This is a genomic window from Devosia soli, from assembly GCF_000970455.1.
Taxonomy (GTDB): domain Bacteria; phylum Pseudomonadota; class Alphaproteobacteria; order Rhizobiales; family Devosiaceae; genus Devosia; species Devosia soli.
Genome location: NZ_LAJG01000014.1, coordinates 43,479 through 62,401, shown reverse-complemented (window position 1 = coordinate 62,401; position 18,923 = coordinate 43,479). Strand labels below are relative to the sequence as shown.

Sequence of the window (18,923 nt, the reverse complement as noted above, 5' to 3'; positions counted from 1 at the left end):
AAACATGGCCAAGGACGCTGGATTCAATTCGCTCAACAAGCACCGCAAGCGGCTTGCCGAGACGACCATGCGCGAAATGTTCGCGCTCGATCCGAACCGTTTCCAGCGCTTTTCGGCTTCCGGCGCCGGCATCCTGCTCGACTATTCGAAAAACAGAATCGACGAAGACGTCATGGCCGCGCTTGTCGATCTGGCTCGGGCGGCTGGCGTTGAAGAGCGCCGCACCCAGATGTGCGAAGGCGAGCATATCAACATCACCGAAGACCGTGCTGTCATGCACATGGCGCTGCGCTATCAGGGCGACAAGCCGGTGATGGTTGATGGCAAGGACGTGATGCCCGACGTTCGCGCCGTGCTCAAAGCCATCGAGAATTACACCAATGCGGTGCGCAATGGCGACATTCGCGGCCACGGCGGCGAGCAGATCACCGATGTCGTCAATATCGGCATTGGCGGGTCCGATCTTGGTCCGGTGATGGTGACGCTGGCGCTGGCGCCCTATACGCGGCCTGACCTGCGCGCCCATTACGTGTCCAATGTCGATGGCGCCCATATCCACGACATTCTCAAGAGCCTCGATCCGGCCAAGACGCTGTTCATCATCGCCTCGAAGACGTTTACGACAGACGAGACGATGACCAATGCCCATTCGGCCCGGAAGTGGCTGGCGGGTGCGCTGGGTGAAGAAGCGGTACCCAACCACTTTGCTGCCGTTTCGACCAATATCGAGGCATGCGCCAAGTTCGGCATTCGCGAGGACCGGATTTTTGGGTTCTGGGACTGGGTCGGGGGCCGCTATTCGGTGTGGTCGGCGATCGGCCTGCCGGTGGCGCTGGCCGTTGGCTACGACAATTTCGCAAAGTTCCTCGCCGGCGCCGATGCCATGGACCGGCATTTCCTTGAAACGCCGCTCGAGCAGAACCTTCCCGTCATTATGGCGTTGATCGGCGTCTGGTATCGCAATGCCTGGGGTTTTTCGACCCATGCCGTGTTGCCCTACGACCAGCGGCTGAGCCGTTTCCCAGCTTACCTGCAGCAGCAGGATATGGAATCGAACGGCAAGTCGGTGACGCTGTCGGGCAAGAAGGTCGGCTGGTCGACGGGGCCGATCGTCTGGGGCGAGCCGGGGACCAATGGCCAGCACGCCTTCTACCAGCTCATTCACCAGGGCACCGACGTGATCCCGGCCGATTTCCTCATCGCGGCGCAGCCGCATGAATCGCTGCCGCCGCATCACGACAAGCTGGTCGCCAACGTCCTGGCGCAGTCCGAAGCGCTGATGCTGGGCAAGACCAAGGAAGAGGTTGTCGCCGAACTCAAGGCGCAGGGGCTCGACAAGGACAAGATCAAGGAGCTCGCGCCCCATAAGGTTTTTCCGGGCAATCGTCCGTCCAATACACTCTTTTACAAGCAGCTGACGCCGGAAATGCTGGGTTCGCTCGTTGCCCTTTATGAGCACAAGGTGTTCGTGCAGGGTGTGATCTGGAACGTCAATTCCTATGACCAGTGGGGCGTGGAGCTGGGCAAGCAACTTGCCAAGGCGCTGCTCCCGAAGGTGCAGGGTGAAGCAAGCGGGGAAGGGCACGACAGCTCGACCCAGGGCCTTCTCAAATACTACCTCGCCAACAAGGCCTGACCATTGACCATTACCACTGACGAGCAGCTCGAAAAGCTCAAGGCCATTGGCCGGATCTGTGCCGTGGCCCGCGAGGCGATGGCGGCGGCGATGCGACCGGGGATGACGACGCTGGAGCTCGACGAGATCGGCGCCAAAATCCTGGCCGAGCACGGGGCAGTTTCAGCCCCGATCCTCACCTATGATTTTCCGGGCACGACCTGCATTTCGGTGAACGAGGAAATCGCGCACGGCATTCCGGGCGACCGGGTCCTGCATGAGGGCGATCTCGTCAACATCGACGTTTCGGCAGAGCTTGATGGCGTCTTTGCCGATTGCGGCGCGTCGTACGTCTTGGGCAAGGGCGACCCTCGGCTCGACGTTCTGTGCCGCGATGGCAAGAAGGCGATGTGGGCCGGGATCAATGCGGTCAAGGCCGGCGCGGGTTTTGCCGATATCGGACATGCCATCGGCAAGGTGGCGAAAAAGGGCCGCTATACGTTGATCCGCAACCTCGCGAGCCATGGCGTCGGCGACAGTCTCCACGACGAGCCGGGCGAAATCCCGACGTGGCCCGACCGCTCGGAGCGCCGGCGGATCTCGAACGGCCTCGTTTTCACCATTGAGCCGTTTCTCTCGATGGGTGGGCAGATGGCGGCGCAAAAGAGCGACGACGACGAGTGGACCTTGATTGCCGAGCCGATGGCGCCTTGCGTGCAATATGAACACACGATCGTCGCGACGCCGCGCGGAGCCTTGGTGGTGACGCTGGCAGCTTGATTTAAGTTGGGGTATTCGGCAGCTCGGTTGCCGACTGAAGCTATAACAAACGCGATGTCATCCCGGCCCTCACCGGGGTGACAGGCGGTGGATCTGGGGGGCTCTCCCTAGGACGTTACAGCCAGACCAGCAGCAGCGGCCCGAGAAGCACGAGGCCGATGGCGACTGCAAACCGCAGATTTCCCAGCTGCCGCAGCGACGGCACGCTCAACGCCGTCGACAGCGCGAAGTAGCCAGCCAACGCGATCAGCGCCGGAGCAATGCCGCTGGCCGAGAGTGGCGTGTTTTCGTTGAGTTGCAAGTAGATCATGTGGCCGCCGGCAAAGCCGATCAGCGAAGTGATGACGACCGTCACCGCCTTGGCGGTGATGAGGAGCGCCGTATCGAGCGTATTGCTGGCCAGCGCCAGGGCGATGCCGGTGGCCGTGACGTGGACGGCGGCCAGAGTGGCAAAGACCTGGTTCTGCGCAAGGAGCGGGATGAGTTCGGGCGGCGCAGTCAGCGGCACGGCGCCGACCATGGGCAGGTTCGCGCCATATTGCGCCATCAGATAAATGACATAGAGCATCGCCAGCGTCGAAGCGGCAAACACGAGGAGCACAGCTGCAAGGACCTTGAGAAGATCCATTGTATCTTGAGACACGCCGCCTCCTGAAATGGGTTTCGCCGGCACTTTAAGGCGACAGCGCGATTCTGGCAGCCGTCAGCGATGCCGCCCGGTGGGAAAATCGCCCTTGCGGCTGCGCGGCGCGCGCCGGTGCACAGCCACCGGCGGGCGATACCCGTCCGACAGTTCGGCTGCGTCCGCCCGGCTTTCGAGCTCGGCATAAGGATCGATGTCGGTGCAACCGGTGGGCATGGACTTCTAAGGAAAAAAACTGTGCCGGGGTCATGCCCAAGTCATGCGACAAGGTCAAGACGGTGCATGGGGGCAAGTTGCCACGGCGCCCAAAGCTGACTAAGCCCTAGGGCGCTTCCTGCCGGCCTACCATCGCGGCAGTATTTGCCCTTTGATGGACCTGCCATGCTCAAGCGCTTTTACTCCTACTATCGCCCCTATACCGGGCTGTTCGTCCTCGATTTCGGCTGCGCCGTGATCGCGGGGCTGCTCGAGCTCGTCTTCCCGCTGGCCGTCGCCTATGTCATCGACAAGCTCCTGCCGCAGTCCAATTATTCGCTGATCCTTGCCGCTTGTGCCGGCCTCCTGGCGGTTTATCTCGTCAGCGCGGGGCTGAAGGCCGTGGTCAACTATTTCGGCCATGTTCTCGGGGTGTCGATGGAAACCGACATGCGGCGGCAGGCTTTCGACCACATGCAGAAGCTGAGCTTCCGCTTCTTCGATAACCACAAGACGGGGCATCTCATTACCCACGTCACCAAGGATCTCGAAGACGTAGGCGAGGTGGCGCATCACGGGCCGGAAGACGTCTTCATCGCCATCATGACCTTTATCGGCGCTTTTGCGCTGATGTTTGCGACCAACTGGAAGCTCGCAATGATCGCCATCGCGCTGGTGCCGGTCATCAGCTGGCTCGTCGGTCGCTATGGCTCACGCATGACACAAAATTGGCAGGAGCTGTTCCGGCGGGTCGGGGATTTCAATGTGCGGGTGGAAGACGCGATCGGCGGCATTCGAGTGGTCAAGGCATTTGCCAATGAGAGCCACGAGTCGGGGCTGTTTCACCGCAACAACCTCGCCTATCGACAGACCAAGCTTCAGGCCTACGGGATCATGACGGCAAGCCTGCTCATCACCTTCATGTCGACGCGCCTCGTGCAGCTCGTGATCATGCTGGCGGGCGCCTGGCTGGTCGTGATCGGGGAACTGACCTATGGCGGTTTTGTCAGCTTCCTGCTGCTGGTCGACGTGTTCCTTCGCCCGATCGACAAGATTACCGGGGTGCTCGAAAGCTATCCCAAGGGGATCGCCGGTTTCCGGCGCTTTACGACGCTGATCGATACCGAGCCCGATATCGCAGACAAGCCGGATGCCATCGAGGTTCAGCGGCTCAACGGGCACATCCGCTATGAGGACGTTTCCTTTTCTTACGATGCCGGCCGGAGCATTCTGCGCGACGTCAATCTCGACGTGGCGCCCGGGGAAACGATAGCGATCGTGGGGCCATCGGGCGCAGGCAAGACAACGCTCTGTTCGTTGCTGCCGCGGTTTTACGATCCAACCGACGGCCGGATCACCATCGATGGGATCGACATTGCGGATATGACACAGGCGTCCCTGCGACGGCAGATCGGGGTGGTTCAGCAGGACGTGTTCCTTTTTGGCGGAACATTGCGCGAGAACATTGCTTATGGCGATCTCGGGGCTACCGACGAGGCTATCCTTGAAGCGGCGCACCGGGCGCGGCTCCAAGAAATGATCGCGGGATTGCCCGCTGGGCTCGACACCGTCGTCGGCGAGCGGGGCGTCAAGCTTTCAGGCGGGCAGAAGCAGCGCGTGGCGATTGCCCGGATTTTCCTCAAGAACCCGCCGATCCTCATTCTGGATGAAGCGACTTCGGCGCTCGATACGGCAACGGAAGCGGCTATCCAGCAGGCTCTGAACGAACTGTCTTCCGGCCGTACGACACTGATCATCGCGCATCGCCTCGCCACCGTGCGGCATGCCCATCGCATCGTCGTCCTGACCGAGAATGGAATTGTCGAGCAGGGGCCGCACGAGATGCTCTTGGCCAAGAGCGGCGTTTATGCGCAGCTTCACTCGGCCCAGCAGCTGGGGCTCGTCGGCTGATCATTTGGGAGAGTGGTACGCCGGGAGGGGTTCGAACCCTCGACCATTCGATTAAAAGTCGAATGCTCTACCACTGAGCTACCGGCGCATCGATCTTGCGGAACGCCCTGCGGCGTTGGCGCGGAAAATAGTCAGGAACGTCTCGGAGTCAACCGATAATGCGCCGGCATGCCAGCGCAGCAGTGGAGAGACGCTCAAGGCGTCAGCGGGGTTCCCGAATAGACGGTCGGCGTGCAGGCGATCTCCATCTGCTCAAGCCGTTGGCAGAAGTCTCTGGCTTCCGCCATTTGCTGGAGCGGCCCTAGCACGAGCCGCTGGTTGCCGGCATTGGCGTCGTCGGCAAGAAGCGGATCCATGTCCATGAGCATTGAACCGAGGCGCACTTCGAGGTCCCGCCATTGCGCCTTACCCTTGCCGGCGCCGAAACCCGGGCCGATTGCCACGCCATAGCCCACCTCGGCGCCGGACGCGGAAACCACGGTCGGCTCAATGGCCGCGGGGAGGGGCTGGGTGATGTTTTCGGGCATTGGCGAATGGCGCACGACGACCGTTCCGCCGTCGGCGTCAAATTTCTGGCCGATCGAGGCTGTGGTGACCGACCGATCGATGTTCGCCGCAGTGGGCCGCAATTCCTGAACGTTCGGCATCGAGACTTCGAGCGCGCGGACGCGGCGGATCACCTCGTTGCCCGTCTGCTCCTGAAGCGAAAAGCGGGTGGTGAGAATTTCATTCTGGCGGCGAAGCTGGGCGGTTTCGGTGCGCAGTTCCATGACCTGCTGGCGGAGCTGAGCCATCGACACCGTATCGTTCCTGGGCACATGCAGCGCCGTGAGGACGCTGGATGGAATAAGACTGGAAACATTGGCCGCCACGACAGCCACGCCGGCGCAGACGAGCGCGGCGATGCCCCAGGCGGTCACGTCCGTTTGCCGGAACTCTTCTTCTTTTGGCGCCACTTACCGATCCTCGACAACCCTTCGAATCAAGGGCATTACACGCCGCTATTAAACTGTGGCATTGGTTATCTATTCACCAATGACGGCCGCCATATATTTGTGGCAAAGCGCTGGGATGAACGCAGCGAGTGGAGTGGCCCAATGACTGAACTGCTGTCCATCATTCTCGCCGCGGGCGAAGGCACGCGCATGAAATCGGCCGTGCCCAAGGTTTTGCACCCCGTGGGGGGCTTGCCAGTTGTGAGCCACGTGCTGCGGACGGCCAAGGCTGCGGGCGCGACGATCGCCGTTGTGGTGGGACCGAACCATGAGGCCGTGGAGGCTGCCGTCACGCGGTTCGAGGCGGGCGCGCATATTTCCAAGCAGCTGGACCGGCTCGGAACGGCTCATGCTGTGCAGCAGGCACGGGCGGCTTTTGAGGCGGCAAAGGGCCATGTTCTGGTGCTTTATGCCGACAATCCACTCATCACCAGCGAAACGATTGCAAGAATTGTCGAGAAGCTCGATAGTGGCGCCGATATGGTGGTTGTCGGTTTCCGTCCGCAAAACCCGACGGGCTATGGGCGGCTGCTGACCAGGGACGGGCAGATTTTCGCTATCCGCGAGCACAAGGACGCGACCGAGGAAGAACGGCAGATCGGGCTCTGCAACTCTGGCATTATGGGGTTTCGCGGTGACGTGCTGCGTTCGGTAATCGACCGTATCGGCAACAAGAACGCCAAGGGCGAATACTATCTGACCGATGCGGTCGAAATCGCTGCCGGGGACTCCCGGAAGGTCGATTTCATCGAAGCCGACGCTGGTGAACTGGTTGGTGTCGATAACAGGATCAAGCTTGCCGAAGCCGAGGCGACGTTCCAGGAGTTCAAGCGTAATGAAGCCATGGAAAACGGGGCGACGCTGAGGGACCCAAAGAGCGTTTTCTTTTCCTGGGATACCGAGATCGGGCGCGACGTGACGATTTTTCCGAATGTCGTCTTCGGGCCCGGCGTGAAAATCGCTGACAACGTCGAAATCCGGGCCTTCTGCGACATCGAGGACGCGGTGATCGGGGAGGGGGCAACCATCGGTCCTTTTGCACGGATTCGTGGCGGCGCAGAGCTTGGCCCGGACGTGCATCTAGGCAATTTCGTCGAAGTCAAAAAATCGAAGATTGGCGCAGGGACCAAGGCGGGTCACCTGAGCTACCTTGGCGATGCCGAAATCGGCTCAAAGACCAATATCGGCGCGGGCACGATCACCTGTAATTATGATGGCGTAAACAAAGACAAGACCATTATCGGCGACAATGCCTTTATCGGCTCGCACGCCTCGCTGGTGGCGCCCGTGCGGATCGGTAACGGTGCCTATACCGCTTCAGGCAGCGTCATCACCGAGGATGTGCCGGATGATGCGCTCGCCTTTGGCCGGGCAAGGCAGGAAAACAAGCCGGGCTATGCGCCCAAACTGCGCGAAAAGGCGCTCGCCAAAAAGGCAGCCCAGCAAGCGGCGAAGGGAAAGTAAAATGTGCGGCATTGTTGGTATCGTTGGCGTCGAACCGGTTGCTGGTCGCCTCGTCGACGCGCTGAAGCGCCTCGAATATCGCGGTTATGACAGTGCGGGTGTGGCAACGCTCGAAGGTGGCTCCATCGCGCGGCGACGGGCTGAAGGCAAGCTCGGCAATCTTGCGACCAAGCTTGGTATGGAGCCGCTCTCGGGTCATATCGGCATCGGCCACACACGCTGGGCGACGCATGGCGCGCCGACCGAAACCAACGCCCATCCGCATGCCACCGACCGCGTCGCGGTAGTCCACAATGGCATCATCGAGAATTTTCGCGAGCTACTCGCCGATCTGGCGCAGGATGGCTACCTGCCGCAAACACAGACGGACACGGAATCCGTGGCGCTTTGGGTCAGCCGCGAGCTGGCCAATGGAGCCGATCCCGAACTGGCCGTTGCGCGCACGCTGAAAAAGCTGAAAGGCGCTTTTGCGCTGGCTTTCATGTTCCGGGGCGAGACCAATCTGCTGATTGCTGCCCGCCATGGCGCGCCGCTCGCTGTCGGCTATGGTGCAACGGAAATGTACCTCGGTTCAGACGCCATGGCGCTCGCGCCGTTCACCTCGCGCCTCACCTATCTCGAGGATGGCGACTGGGCAGTGATTACCCCCTCGGGCGTCACCATCCGCGATGGCAAGGACGCCATCGTGCAGCGCGAGCAGATGCTCTCGCAGGCCTCGGCGCTTCTGGTCGATAAGGGCAACCATCGCCACTTCATGGCCAAGGAAATCTACGAGCAGCCGGAAACCATCTCGCATACCCTCAGCCACTATGTTGACATGGGCGCAGAGAAAGTTGCGATCCGCGAAAACCTGCCATTCGATTTTGCCGATCTTTCGCGCCTAACCATGAGTGCCTGCGGCACGGCTTATTACGCCGGCGCGGTCGCAAAGTACTGGTTCGAGCGCTATGCGCGTTTGCCAGTCGATATCGATGTGGCGAGCGAATTTCGCTATCGCGAGCCGCCGCTCGACAAGAACGGTCTGTCGCTCTTCATCTCGCAATCGGGCGAGACCGCGGACACTCTGGCGGCGCTGCGCTATTGCGCCAGCCAGGGCCAGCATGTGGCAAGCCTCGTCAACACGCTGGAATCGACCATCGCGCGCGAATCCGGCGTCGTCTTCCCGATCCTCTGCGGGCCGGAAATTGGTGTCGCCTCGACCAAGGCTTTGACGGCGCAGCTAACCTCCTTGGCAAGCCTGGCCGTAGCCGCGGGGCGCGCGCGGGGCGTGGTGAGCGCGGAGCTGGAAACGGAACTCGTGCGGGCCCTGACAGCCTTGCCATCTGCGGTATCGACCGCGCTCCGCTCCGAAGGCCAGATCATCGAGATTTCCAAGCGCCTCTCGAAGGCCAAGGACGTGCTCTATCTCGGCCGCGGCCCGATGTTCCCGATCGCCATGGAAGGTGCGCTGAAGCTCAAGGAAATCAGCTATATCCATGCCGAGGGCTATGCCGCCGGTGAATTGAAGCATGGGCCGATCGCCTTGGTGGACGAAGCCATGCCGGTGATCGTCGTCGCCCCCTCGGACGAGCTCGTCGACAAGACGCTCAGCAACATGCAGGAAGTGGCGGCGCGCGGCGGCAAGATCATTCTGATCACCGATGCCGAAGGCGCCAGGACCGTCGGCCACGGCGTCGCCGACATCATCGAAATCCCGCACGTGCATCCGTTTGTTGCCCCTATATTGGCAACGATCCCGGTCCAGTTGCTGGCCTATCATACGGCGGTGTTCATGGGCACGGACGTAGATCAGCCGCGCAATCTGGCGAAGTCGGTGACGGTGGAGTGACGAGCCCGCATTCTCCAAGTCTGCGTCAGTGCCGGGCTTGTCCCGGCAATCCATCGCGGGGAGGCGTGGGCCACCGGGAAAAGTCCGGTGGTGACGATGGAGCGGCGGGTGGGGCGATTTAGCCTGCTCTGATCAGGGGGATCGCCAGGTCTTTCCGGAACAAATACAAGAGCGTCCGCGCGGCTTCGCCTTCGTCGCCGGTTAGCGCCGGGTTCCGCTGCATAAGCGCCTTGGCGTCGTCGTGGGCGAATTCGAGGAGGTGGCGGTGGACGTCAGGGACGGCGAGGCGATAGCCGGGCATCCCGGATTGGCGGGTGCCCAAAATGTCGCCCTGACCGCGCAGCTCGAGATCGCGCTCGGCGATTTCGAAACCGTCTTCGGTGGACTTAATGGTTTCGAGGCGCGCCTGCGCCGTCTCGCTCAATGGGTCCTTATAGAGCAAGAGACAGGCCGAGCGCTGTGTGCCGCGCCCGACGCGTCCGCGCAGTTGGTGGAGCTGGGCAAGGCCGAAGCGCTCAGCGTGTTCGATGATCATGATGGTGGCGTTGGGTACGTCCACGCCGACCTCGATGACGGTGGTGGCGACCAGCAGTTTGATTTCGCTGGCCTTGAAGCGCGCCATCACGTCCTGCTTGGCGGCGGCCGACATGCGGCCGTGGACGAGCGCGACGTCGGAGCCGAAAATCTTCTGGAGTTCGGCAAAGCGGTCTTCAGCCGATACTACCTCCAGCGTTTCGCTTTCCTCGACCAGGGGGCAGACCCAATAGGCCTGCGCGCCTTCGGTGAGCCGCGCCTGGAGTCGTGAGATGACACGGGCATAATCCCCGATGGAGAGTACTGCCGTATCGATCGGCTGGCGTCCGCGCGGCTTTTCGCGAAGCACGCTGACGGCCATGTCGCCGAAATGGGTAAGGACGAGCGTGCGCGGGATTGGCGTGGCGGTCATGACGAGAAGGTCGGTGTGCCGGCCCTTTTCAGAAAGCGCCAGACGCTGGTGGACGCCGAAACGGTGTTGTTCGTCAACGACCGTCAGGCCAAGATTTTGAAATTCGATGCCGGACTGAAAGAGGGCGTGCGTGCCGACGGCGATGGTGGTCGTGCCGTTAGCGATACCGGCCAGAATGGCGCGGCGCTCAGCAGCAGGCATCTTGCCGGTCAGAAGCGCACAGCCGAGCCCAGCCGCGTCGCAGATCGGCTTGATGGTTTTGAAATGCTGCGAGGCTAACAGTTCCGTCGGCGCCATCAGGGCAGATTGAGCGCCGGATTCGGCCATGGCAGCCATGGCCATCAGTGCGACCACGGTTTTGCCCGAGCCCACATCGCCCTGGAGGAGGCGCGACATGCGTTCGGGCGCCGCGAGGTCGGCACGGATTTCTTCAAGTGCCCGGTTCTGCCCCTCGGTTAAGCTGAAGGGTAACGCACGGGTAACCTTTGCGGTGATCTGCCCAGTGAATTGCCGCGCTACGCCTGCATCTGACACCATGGACGATCGGAGCAGCTGGAGGGTGATTTGGCCGGCGAGGTATTCGTCATAGGCGAGGCGCTGACGGGCAGGGGCCCAGAGCTCGGCCTCGCCGGGATTGTCCGGCAGATGCACCATCCGCATGGCTTCCGCGAAGGTTGGCCATTTGCGTTGCCTGATGGTTTCGACGTCGATCCATTCCGGCAGAGCCGGAACGGCTTCAACGGCCTGGCGCACAAGTTTTGCGAGAGCCTTTGAGCTCAAGCCATTGGTGAGCGGATAGACCGGTTCGACAAGCGGCAGCGTGGCGAATTTGTCCGGCTCGACGATGTAGTCGGGGTGAGTGATCTGCTTCTCGCCATTGAAGAATCCGATCTGGCCCGAAACGTAGCGCTCTTCACCCACCGGCAGCGCCTTTTCCACCCATCCGCCCTGGGCGCGGAAGAAGACGAGGCTGATGTCGCCGCTTTCATCATGGGCAAAAACCCGATGAGGGATGTGTTCGCGCCCCCGCGGAGGCGGCTGATGGCGGTCGATGTGGAGTTTTAGCGTGACGATCTGGTTGAGATAGGCCTCGGCAATGCCAACTTGCCGCCGCCGATCGACGACGCCGGATGGCATATGCATCAGGATGTCGAGGACGATCGCTTCCTGCCCGTCGGGCGCGCCGAAGAACCGGGTGAGCAGGGCGGCGAGCTTGTCACCCACACCCTTGATGGTGTGAAGCGAGCGAAAGAGCGGCTGAAGAGATTCTGGACGCGACACGATTCTTCTCCTTCCCAAGTTTAGCGGCTCGGGGCGGCGCGTGCACCAGCTTCAGAAAGGCACCTGAGTATTACGACTTGCAAAGCGGTGGTTAACGGAACAAGCTAGTCCCTAACAAGGAACAAAAGTTCCAGCGGGAGGGGCGATGCCCAAGGTTCACGATCTTTATGGCACGAGGCAATTCAGTGCGCTCGATGACGGGCCGCGCCGCATCAGGATGATCAGCGCGGTTGCGCTTGCCGGCGTTGCCTGGGTGCTGTTTTTCGGTGCGCTCTATCTTTACTGGCTCGCTGTAAGCTGAAGCCGGTTAATGCGGAAACCATTCACGCCCGGCAGCATTAGCTGCCGTGACAAGCGTTGCGTTTGCGCGTAAAGACCTGTCCAAATCGAGAACAAACTTTGATCATGGTGTCGTAAAATGACAGCCGGTGAGGATATTGCTATTCGCCGCAAGCGCTTGCGCTATCGTGCGTGGCACCGCGGAACGAAGGAGATGGACCTCGTCCTCGGCCCGTTCTGCGACGCCAATATCGAGGAATTCGACAGTGCGACGCTCGATCGGCTGGAAGCACTTATGGACGAGGAAGACCCGCCGCTGCTCAAATGGGTCATGCGGCAGGAGGAGCCGCCAGCGCATGTCGATCGCGATTTTCTCGATCGGGTTGTCTCCGACCATCAGGCACGGATCGAGCAATGAATGAGATGAGCGGTCTTCCCTCCGTCCGGACGATCTCCAATGTGCCCGATGGCATGCAGCCAGTGGTGCTCGCCAGGCTGGTGGAGGATCGGCTCAAGGCCGCGCCCGATGATGCCGCGAGCATAGTCTTTGTCGCGCGGGACGGGCGGCGCTTGCAGCGGATGGCCGAAGTGCTCGGCGCCATGTTGCCCGGCCACACCATTCTAACGTTGCCGGCATGGGACTGTCTGCCCTATGACCGTGTATCGCCCAATAACGTTACCATCGCTGCACGCATGAGCACGCTGGCGACACTGACGAGCGGCGGCAAGGGCGCCGTGGTGCTCACCGCCGTCAACGCGCTGATCCAGAAATTGCCGCCACGCGACGTGGTCGAAAGCATGTCGTTTTCGGCGGCAGTCGGACGTGTCGTCGACAGCGAGAGGCTGATCGCCTGGGCGTCGAACAATGGCTATCTGCGGGTGCCGACCGTGCGCGAGAGCGGTGAGTTCGCCGTCCGGGGTGGTCTTGTCGATCTCTATCCAGCGAGTGCCGCTGCGCCACTGCGGTTCGATTTTTTTGGCAGCCAGCTCGAATCGATCCGCACCTTCGATCCCGACAGCCAGCGAACCACCGGGACGCTGGAGCGTGTTGACCTGACGCCGATGAGCGAAGTCATTCTTAATGAGGAAACCATCAAGCGCTTCCGGCAAAATTACACGGCGGCGTTTGGCGGGAATACGGTCGACGATACGCTCTATGCCTCGGTCAGCGGCGGCTCCCGCTATTCGGGCACCGAGCACTGGCTGCCGTTTTTCTATGAACATATGGATCGCTTGGCAGACTATGTCGGCGACGCGCCATTCGTTTTCGATGATCAAGTGGGCGAGGCTTATGCCGAGCGCGCGACGCAGATCCGCGATTACTATGATGCGCGTGAGGCTGCACGCCTGGCGCCTCCGATTGCCGGAGCGGGGGCTCCCTATAAGCCGATCAAGCCCGATCTGCTTTATGATCTCGATCTTGCGCCGCAGGCTCTTGCGGGCGCCACCGTGGTCCAGTTTTCGCCGTTCCTTTCGCCCAATACGAAGAAGGGCGACGACGCTGGCGGACATATCGCGCCGAGTTTCGCGGCAGAGCGCGCCGCTTCAGACGTCAATCTTTTTGAAGCAGTGGTGAAGAGGCTTTTGGCCGAACGCCGTGCCGGCCGCCGCGCCGTCGTCGCATGCTGGAGCGCGGGTACGCGCGATCGCATGGCGCAGGTGCTCAAGGATCACGGGCTGACCAATCCGCGCATGGCGGAAAACTGGCGCGATGCCGAGACGACCAGCGCGGCGACGACTTCGCTTGTTGTGCTGCCGCTCGAAACCGGTTTCGAGACCGATGATCTCCTCGTTCTTTCCGAGCAGGATATTCTGGGCGAGCGCATTTTGCGGCCGCAGCGCAAGAAGAAGGCGTCGGATGCGCTGACCGAAGCCGCATCGCTTTCCGCAGGCGATCTCGTTGTCCATGTCGATCACGGCATTGGGCGCTTTCTCGGGCTCAAGGTCATCGAAGCGGGCGGGGCGCCGCATGAATGCGTTGAGCTGCAATATGCCGGAGAGACGAAGCTTTATCTGCCGGTCGAAAACATCGAGTTGCTGACCCGCTACGGGTCGGACGATGCCAGCGTCACGCTCGACAAGCTCGGTGGCGTTGCCTGGCAGGCAAAGAAGGGCAAGCTCAAGAAGCGCATCCGCGAAATGGCGGAGCAGCTTATCAAGCTCGCCGCGCAGCGCCTGCTCACCAAGGCCGATATCATCGACATCAATGCTGGAGCATATGACGAATTCGCTGCGCGCTTCCCATATGAGGAAACCGAGGACCAGCTTACGGCGATCGAGGCTGTGTTCGATGACATCACCTCGGGCAAGGTCATGGACCGCCTCGTCTGCGGCGATGTGGGTTTCGGCAAGACCGAGGTGGCATTGCGCGCGGCCTTTGCCGTGGCGCTGTCAGGCAAGCAGGTGGCGGTCGTCGTGCCGACGACGCTGCTGGCCCGCCAGCATTTCAAGACATTCTCGGAACGCTTCCAAGGCCTACCGGTGCGCGTGCGCCACGCCTCGCGCATGGTCAGCGCCAACGAACTCAAAGCGACCAAGGAAGGCCTTGCCGACGGGCAGGTCGATATCGTCGTCGGCACTCATGCGCTCTTGTCCAAGACAATTAAGTTCAAGGACCTGGGACTTCTGATCATCGACGAAGAGCAGCATTTTGGCGTGTCGCACAAGGAGCGCCTCAAGGAACTCAAGGCCAATGTTCACGTGCTGACGCTGACGGCCACCCCGATTCCGCGTACGCTGCAACTGGCGCTCACCGGCGTGCGTGATCTCAGCCTGCTTGCGACGCCGCCGGTCGATCGCCTGACGATCCGAACGTTCATTTCACCCTTTGACCCGCTCTCGATCCGCGAGGCGCTGTTGCGCGAAAAATATCGCGGCGGGCAAAGCTTTTACGTCGTTCCGCGGATCAAGGACCAGCCTGATATCGCCGAGTTCCTGCGCCAGCAGGTGCCGGAAGTTTCATTCGTCGCCGCCAATGGCCAGATGGCGCCGGGCGAACTCGACGACATCATGAATGCCTTTTACGATGGCAAGTTCGACGTTTTGCTTGCCACGACTATCGTCGAATCCGGGCTCGATATTCCGAATGCCAATACGCTGATCGTGCATCGCGCCGACAATTTTGGCTTGGCGCAGCTTTATCAGATCCGTGGGCGCGTCGGCCGCGGCAAGCAGCGCGCGTATGCGCTTTTTACCGTGCCGCCAGACAAGAAGCTGACCGATACCGCCGAGCGGCGCCTCGGCGTGTTGCAATCGCTCGAAAGCCTTGGGGCCGGCTTCCAGCTTGCGAGTCACGATCTCGATATTCGTGGTGCGGGTAATCTTCTCGGGGACGAGCAATCCGGACATATCCGTGAGGTTGGATATGAGCTCTACCAATCGATGCTCGAAGAGGCAGTCGCCTCGCTCAAGAATGGCGAAGAGGAATACGAGGATCGTAACGAGTGGAGTCCGGCTATTTCGCTCGGCATGCCGGTGATGATCCCCGAGCACTATGTGCCCGACCTTACGCTGCGCATGCAGCTTTATCGCAAATTGGGCGATCTTAGCGACATTCGCGATATCGATGCGGCTGGTGCCGAGCTTATCGACCGATTCGGATCGCTGCCGGAGGAAGTCGAGGCGCTGCTCAAGGTCATCCTCGTCAAGTCGCTCTGCCGGCAGGCCAATGTCGAGAAGGTTGATGCTGGTCCCAAGGGTGCAGTGCTGACGCTGCGGAACCGGGAATTCCCCAACCCGGCTGGCCTGGTGAAACTTGTTAGCGATCCTGCAAACCAGGTTCGCATCAAGCCCGATCAGAAACTCGTGTTCTCGCGCAACTGGCCAAGCCCGGAACAGCGTCTCAAGGGCACCGCTGCGATCCTCTCAAAGCTCGCGAAACTGGCCGAAGCAGGGGTTTGAGGGCCAGGGAAGACTTTCGCGGGTCATAATATTTTGGCAAGGGGTTCCGGTCATGTTATTGCCCGATTTGAGCCCTTGAAGGGCAGGTAAGTTTCTAGGTGGCGGAGTGCCGCCAAGACCGCCAAGGAAGGCAAGGACACTCTATGGAATTCAGGAAACCCCTCGTTGCCGGTTTGACTGCGGCTGCCTTGCTGCTCTCGCCGCTGTCGGCTTTCGCTCAGGAGACCACCACACCCGCGCCGGACGCTCCCGCTGCCGAGGCTCCGGCCACTCCCCCAGCTGCCGATGCAAACGCTGCCGCTGCCAGCCCGGCGCAGAACTGGCTCAAGGTTTGCGATCCGCTGCCAGATGGGCAGAAGGCCTGCATCATGCGCCAAGTGGTGCTCGCCAATGGGCAGTTCCTTGGCTCGTTCCTCCTGCGTGACGATCCAGGCCAGGAATCGCGTCTTCTCGCCGTCGCAGCCGTGCCGCTCGGGGTCCTCTTGCCGTTCGGCCTCACCTGGCAGATCGACGGGGCGAAGCCCGTCCGCGTACCCTACATGATCTGCGACCCGACCTCGTGCGCCACGCAGCTCGTGATCAACGAGCAGTATGTGAATTCGCTCAAGGGCGGCAACAAGCTCACTCTTACAGCCAAGAACCGGCAGAACCAGGACCTCACCATCGAGATCAACCTGTCTGGTTTCACCGCGGCCTATGACAGCGACACTGCCATGACTTTTGAGCAGTTCCAGCAGGAAACGTCGGGCGAAAATGCGCTCGAGCAAGTTCTGCAGGATCGGGCCGAACAGCTCCGCCAGGAACTGACTAACCAGACTGGCGCTCCGGGTGCTGACGCACCGGCGGCCGGAACCGAAGCACCGGCGACCCCGCCGGCTCAATAAGTCGACTCATCATCATGATGAAGAAGGGCGCAGCGAAAGCTGCGCCCTTCTTCCTTTATGTCAGGCTGAGCGCTTACCCATGCCGAGCGAAAAAGCCTGACGTCGCAATGGCGGGAGCAATTTGAGGGCCCAGAGACCTCCCGCGCGCATCATTTGTGTCGGCAGCATTTCGGCGAGCAGCGACCGGAACAGCGCATCGACAACGGTGCCGGTGCGTGCAAGATCACCCGCGCGACGATCGGAATAGTCGGCGCTGACCTGGTCCGGCCAATCAAGCGCAGTCTTGTCGGCGGCAGCCAGACTGGCGACGAGATCGGCGACATCGCGCAGGCCAAGGTTGAGGCCCTGGGCGCCGATGGGTGGGAACGCGTGGGCAGACTCTCCGACGAGGACAGTACCGCCTGATCCTGCCTGAGCGACGCTCAAGACGCTGAGCGGAAAGACGACGCTGGGCGAAGCAAGTTTCAACGCGCCAAAAAGGTTTTGCGATTTCTGCTGAAACGTCGAAAGCAGCGCTTCGGGGCCGGATGCCTGGGCGTCGCGCAAAACCTTTCCTTCATCGATCCAGACCAGATTGGCACGCTTGCCGCCAGCCGGAACGAGCGTGAAGGGCCCGTGAGGATAATGCAACTCGATCGAGGTGCTGCCGATGGAGCGGCTGAGCTCGAGATCGCAAACCAACGCAGCTTCCTCGAAGTTATGCTCGCGGGCCGCGATCCTGGCTTGCGCACGAATGAGCGACTTCTTTCCATCCGCGCCGACGACCAGTGGGGCACCCACTGTCGAGCCATCGGACAGTGTGACAACGCCGATGCCATCCTCACGACAATAAGCAGTAACGCTCTCGTAGCGTGTGATGAGACCATTCGAGGGTGCAGCGGCCTGGAAGCGCTCCAGCAGCCTAGCATTTGCAAAGTTCCAGCCGAACGCAGGCAAGCCAGCCTCACGCGCATCGAAAAGCGTTTCGGGAGCGCGAATGAGGCGGTTCGTGGCGTCAATGATGCGAATGGCCGTCAATGGATGGCCATGCTCGGCCGGCTCCTCGATAAGGCCGGAGGAGACGAGGAAATTGACACTCGGCATCATTAGTGCCGAAGTGCGTCGATCCGATGGGGCGTTTGGGGCAAGGTGGATGACCGAGTAGCCGGCACGCGCTGTGCTGACCGCGGCAGCGAGGCCAGCCAGTCCGCCACCGACGACAATGATATCGGCGTCTTTTTCAGTCATGTTGCCTCCGCAGTCTTCAGGGCGGGCTGGCGCGGCCGCAACAAGCTGCCAGCAAGGGATCCCGTCGCCAGTGCGGCGAGAAAAATCCATAGACCATCAGGCGGAAAGGCGATCAGCGAGATTGCCGGGCCCGGGCAGATGCCGGACATACCCCAGCCGATCCCGAACAAGGCCGCACCACCGACCAGCCGACTATCAATGCCTTTATATTCGGGTTCATTAAAGCGTGCATCAAAGAGCGGCGCCGTACGCCTGCGGCTGATCCGCACGGCGACGAACATGACCAGAATTGCCGGCACGATGACGAACGCCAGACTCGGATCCCAACCGCTGGACGGTATGGCTGTGAAATCAAGAAAGCGGAGGACTTTGAGAGGATCGACCATCTGGGAAACGTAAAGACCCACACCAAAGAGCAGGCCTGAAAGGGCGGCAGTAGCAAGATAGGGCAGGCGGGTCATCAGACGATCCCCGTCACTGCAACGGTCAGGACAGCTACGCCAAAAAAGACGCAGACGGCGATGAGCGACCGGAACGACAGGCGGGCCAACCCGCAGACACCATGGCCTGAGGTGCAGCCGTTCCCGATGCGCGTGCCGAAGCCAATGAGAAGGCCGGAGGCGACGAGCCATATTGGCATGGGAATGTTCCACCCTGTGGGTGGCGCGACGAGGCGCGCCGGCTCAACGCCGCCAGCACCAAGCTCGGGGAAAAAGCGCGCGGCCGCCCATGCGCCCGCGACGAGCGCAACGATGAACACCGCACGCCAGAGGACGCTTTGCGCCGGGGGCAGCAATTGACCGAAAATCCCGGAAATTCCAGCGATTCGGCCGTTGCCGAGCCAGAGAATTGCCGAGGCGAGGCCGATCAAAGCGCCGCCAATCGCGGCCGTCAGAGGCGTAAAAGATTCCATGATCAGGTTCCGACATGTGGGTGACGAACCCTAACACCACCAGAGATGGCGCCGCCAGCGCG

The 18,923-nt window shown here is 61.3% G+C and carries 16 protein-coding genes and 1 tRNA gene; 9 read left to right on the top strand and 8 right to left on the bottom strand.

Annotated features, from left to right (window positions below):
* The first annotated feature begins 4 nt into the window (after nt 1-4).
* Both pgi and map read left to right on the top strand, forming a co-directional pair.
* A complete protein-coding gene (pgi, locus tag VW35_RS04360; protein WP_046141816.1) occupies nt 5-1,636 on the top strand; it encodes a glucose-6-phosphate isomerase in 1,632 nt (543 codons plus the stop codon).
* Nucleotides 1,637-1,639: 3 nt separating this feature from the next.
* Nucleotides 1,640-2,395, top strand: a complete 756-nt coding sequence (gene map / locus VW35_RS04355) for a type I methionyl aminopeptidase (RefSeq protein ID WP_046141815.1) — start codon at nt 1,640-1,642, stop codon at nt 2,393-2,395.
* Nucleotides 2,396-2,510: 115 nt separating this feature from the next.
* Here the strand turns inward: map and VW35_RS04350 are convergent, their stop codons facing one another.
* Both VW35_RS04350 and VW35_RS21490 read right to left on the bottom strand, forming a co-directional pair.
* Nucleotides 2,511-3,038 carry a hypothetical protein gene (locus VW35_RS04350; protein ID WP_152662477.1) on the bottom strand — a complete coding sequence of 176 codons (528 nt, stop codon included), beginning with the start codon at nt 3,036-3,038 and terminating at the stop codon, nt 2,511-2,513.
* A 60-nt stretch (nt 3,039-3,098) separates the two neighbouring features.
* Nucleotides 3,099-3,254, bottom strand: coding sequence for a hypothetical protein (locus VW35_RS21490; protein ID WP_161796855.1), 156 nt, complete (start codon nt 3,252-3,254; stop codon nt 3,099-3,101).
* A gap of 165 nt (nt 3,255-3,419) precedes the next feature.
* Here VW35_RS21490 and VW35_RS04345 point away from each other — a divergent pair, with 165 nt between their 5' ends.
* Nucleotides 3,420-5,144: an ABC transporter ATP-binding protein gene (locus VW35_RS04345; RefSeq protein ID WP_046141813.1), complete on the top strand. Its 1,725-nt coding sequence runs from the start codon at nt 3,420-3,422 to the stop codon at nt 5,142-5,144.
* A 13-nt stretch (nt 5,145-5,157) separates the two neighbouring features.
* On the opposite strand, the gene VW35_RS04340 is transcribed toward VW35_RS04345, so the two are convergent.
* Nucleotides 5,158-5,232 (bottom strand) — tRNA-Lys (locus VW35_RS04340).
* 106 nt (nt 5,233-5,338) lie between these two features.
* Nucleotides 5,339-6,100: a coiled-coil domain-containing protein gene (locus VW35_RS04335; RefSeq protein ID WP_046141812.1), complete on the bottom strand. Its 762-nt coding sequence runs from the start codon at nt 6,098-6,100 to the stop codon at nt 5,339-5,341.
* Between the two features lie 141 nt (nt 6,101-6,241).
* On the opposite strand from VW35_RS04335, the gene glmU reads away from it, so the two are divergent.
* Complete coding sequence (glmU, locus tag VW35_RS04330) at nt 6,242-7,603, top strand: bifunctional UDP-N-acetylglucosamine diphosphorylase/glucosamine-1-phosphate N-acetyltransferase GlmU (RefSeq protein ID WP_046141811.1); 1,362 nt, start codon at nt 6,242-6,244, stop codon at nt 7,601-7,603.
* Between the two features lies 1 nt (nt 7,604).
* Nucleotides 7,605-9,431 (top strand): glutamine--fructose-6-phosphate transaminase (isomerizing), encoded by a 1,827-nt coding sequence (gene glmS / locus VW35_RS04325; protein ID WP_046141810.1) that lies wholly within the window; start codon nt 7,605-7,607, stop codon nt 9,429-9,431.
* A gap of 118 nt (nt 9,432-9,549) precedes the next feature.
* Here the strand turns inward: glmS and recG are convergent, their stop codons facing one another.
* Nucleotides 9,550-11,658, bottom strand: coding sequence for an ATP-dependent DNA helicase RecG (gene recG / locus VW35_RS04320; RefSeq protein ID WP_046141809.1), 2,109 nt, complete (start codon nt 11,656-11,658; stop codon nt 9,550-9,552).
* Between the two features lie 145 nt (nt 11,659-11,803).
* Here recG and VW35_RS21485 point away from each other — a divergent pair, with 145 nt between their 5' ends.
* The 4 genes from VW35_RS21485 (at nt 11,804) to VW35_RS04305 (ending at nt 16,721) form a co-directional block, all read left to right on the top strand.
* Nucleotides 11,804-11,959 (top strand): hypothetical protein, encoded by a 156-nt coding sequence (locus VW35_RS21485; protein WP_161796854.1) that lies wholly within the window; start codon nt 11,804-11,806, stop codon nt 11,957-11,959.
* Nucleotides 11,960-12,076: 117 nt separating this feature from the next.
* The gene (locus VW35_RS04315) at nt 12,077-12,355 is read left to right on the top strand and encodes an FAD assembly factor SdhE (RefSeq protein ID WP_046141808.1); all 279 of its coding nucleotides are present in this window, start codon (nt 12,077-12,079) and stop codon (nt 12,353-12,355) included.
* Nucleotides 12,352-15,837: a transcription-repair coupling factor gene (gene mfd / locus VW35_RS04310; protein WP_046141807.1), complete on the top strand. Its 3,486-nt coding sequence runs from the start codon at nt 12,352-12,354 to the stop codon at nt 15,835-15,837. The genes VW35_RS04315 and mfd overlap by 4 nt, the downstream gene beginning before the upstream one ends.
* A 143-nt stretch (nt 15,838-15,980) precedes the next feature.
* Entirely contained in the window at nt 15,981-16,721 is a 741-nt protein-coding gene (locus VW35_RS04305; protein ID WP_083982418.1) for an invasion associated locus B family protein, read from the top strand.
* A 60-nt stretch (nt 16,722-16,781) separates the two neighbouring features.
* Here the strand turns inward: VW35_RS04305 and VW35_RS04300 are convergent, their stop codons facing one another.
* Genes VW35_RS04300 through VW35_RS04290 form a run of 3 tightly spaced genes read right to left on the bottom strand, consistent with a single transcriptional unit; the run spans nt 16,782 to nt 18,861 of the window.
* Entirely contained in the window at nt 16,782-17,948 is a 1,167-nt protein-coding gene (locus tag VW35_RS04300) for an FAD-dependent monooxygenase (protein WP_046141805.1), read from the bottom strand.
* Nucleotides 17,945-18,409, bottom strand: a complete 465-nt coding sequence (locus VW35_RS04295; RefSeq protein ID WP_046141804.1) for a DUF6691 family protein — start codon at nt 18,407-18,409, stop codon at nt 17,945-17,947. The genes VW35_RS04300 and VW35_RS04295 overlap by 4 nt, the downstream gene beginning before the upstream one ends.
* The gene (locus tag VW35_RS04290) at nt 18,409-18,861 is read right to left on the bottom strand and encodes a YeeE/YedE family protein (protein WP_046141803.1); all 453 of its coding nucleotides are present in this window, start codon (nt 18,859-18,861) and stop codon (nt 18,409-18,411) included. The genes VW35_RS04295 and VW35_RS04290 overlap by 1 nt, the downstream gene beginning before the upstream one ends.
* Nucleotides 18,862-18,923 lie beyond the last annotated feature (62 nt).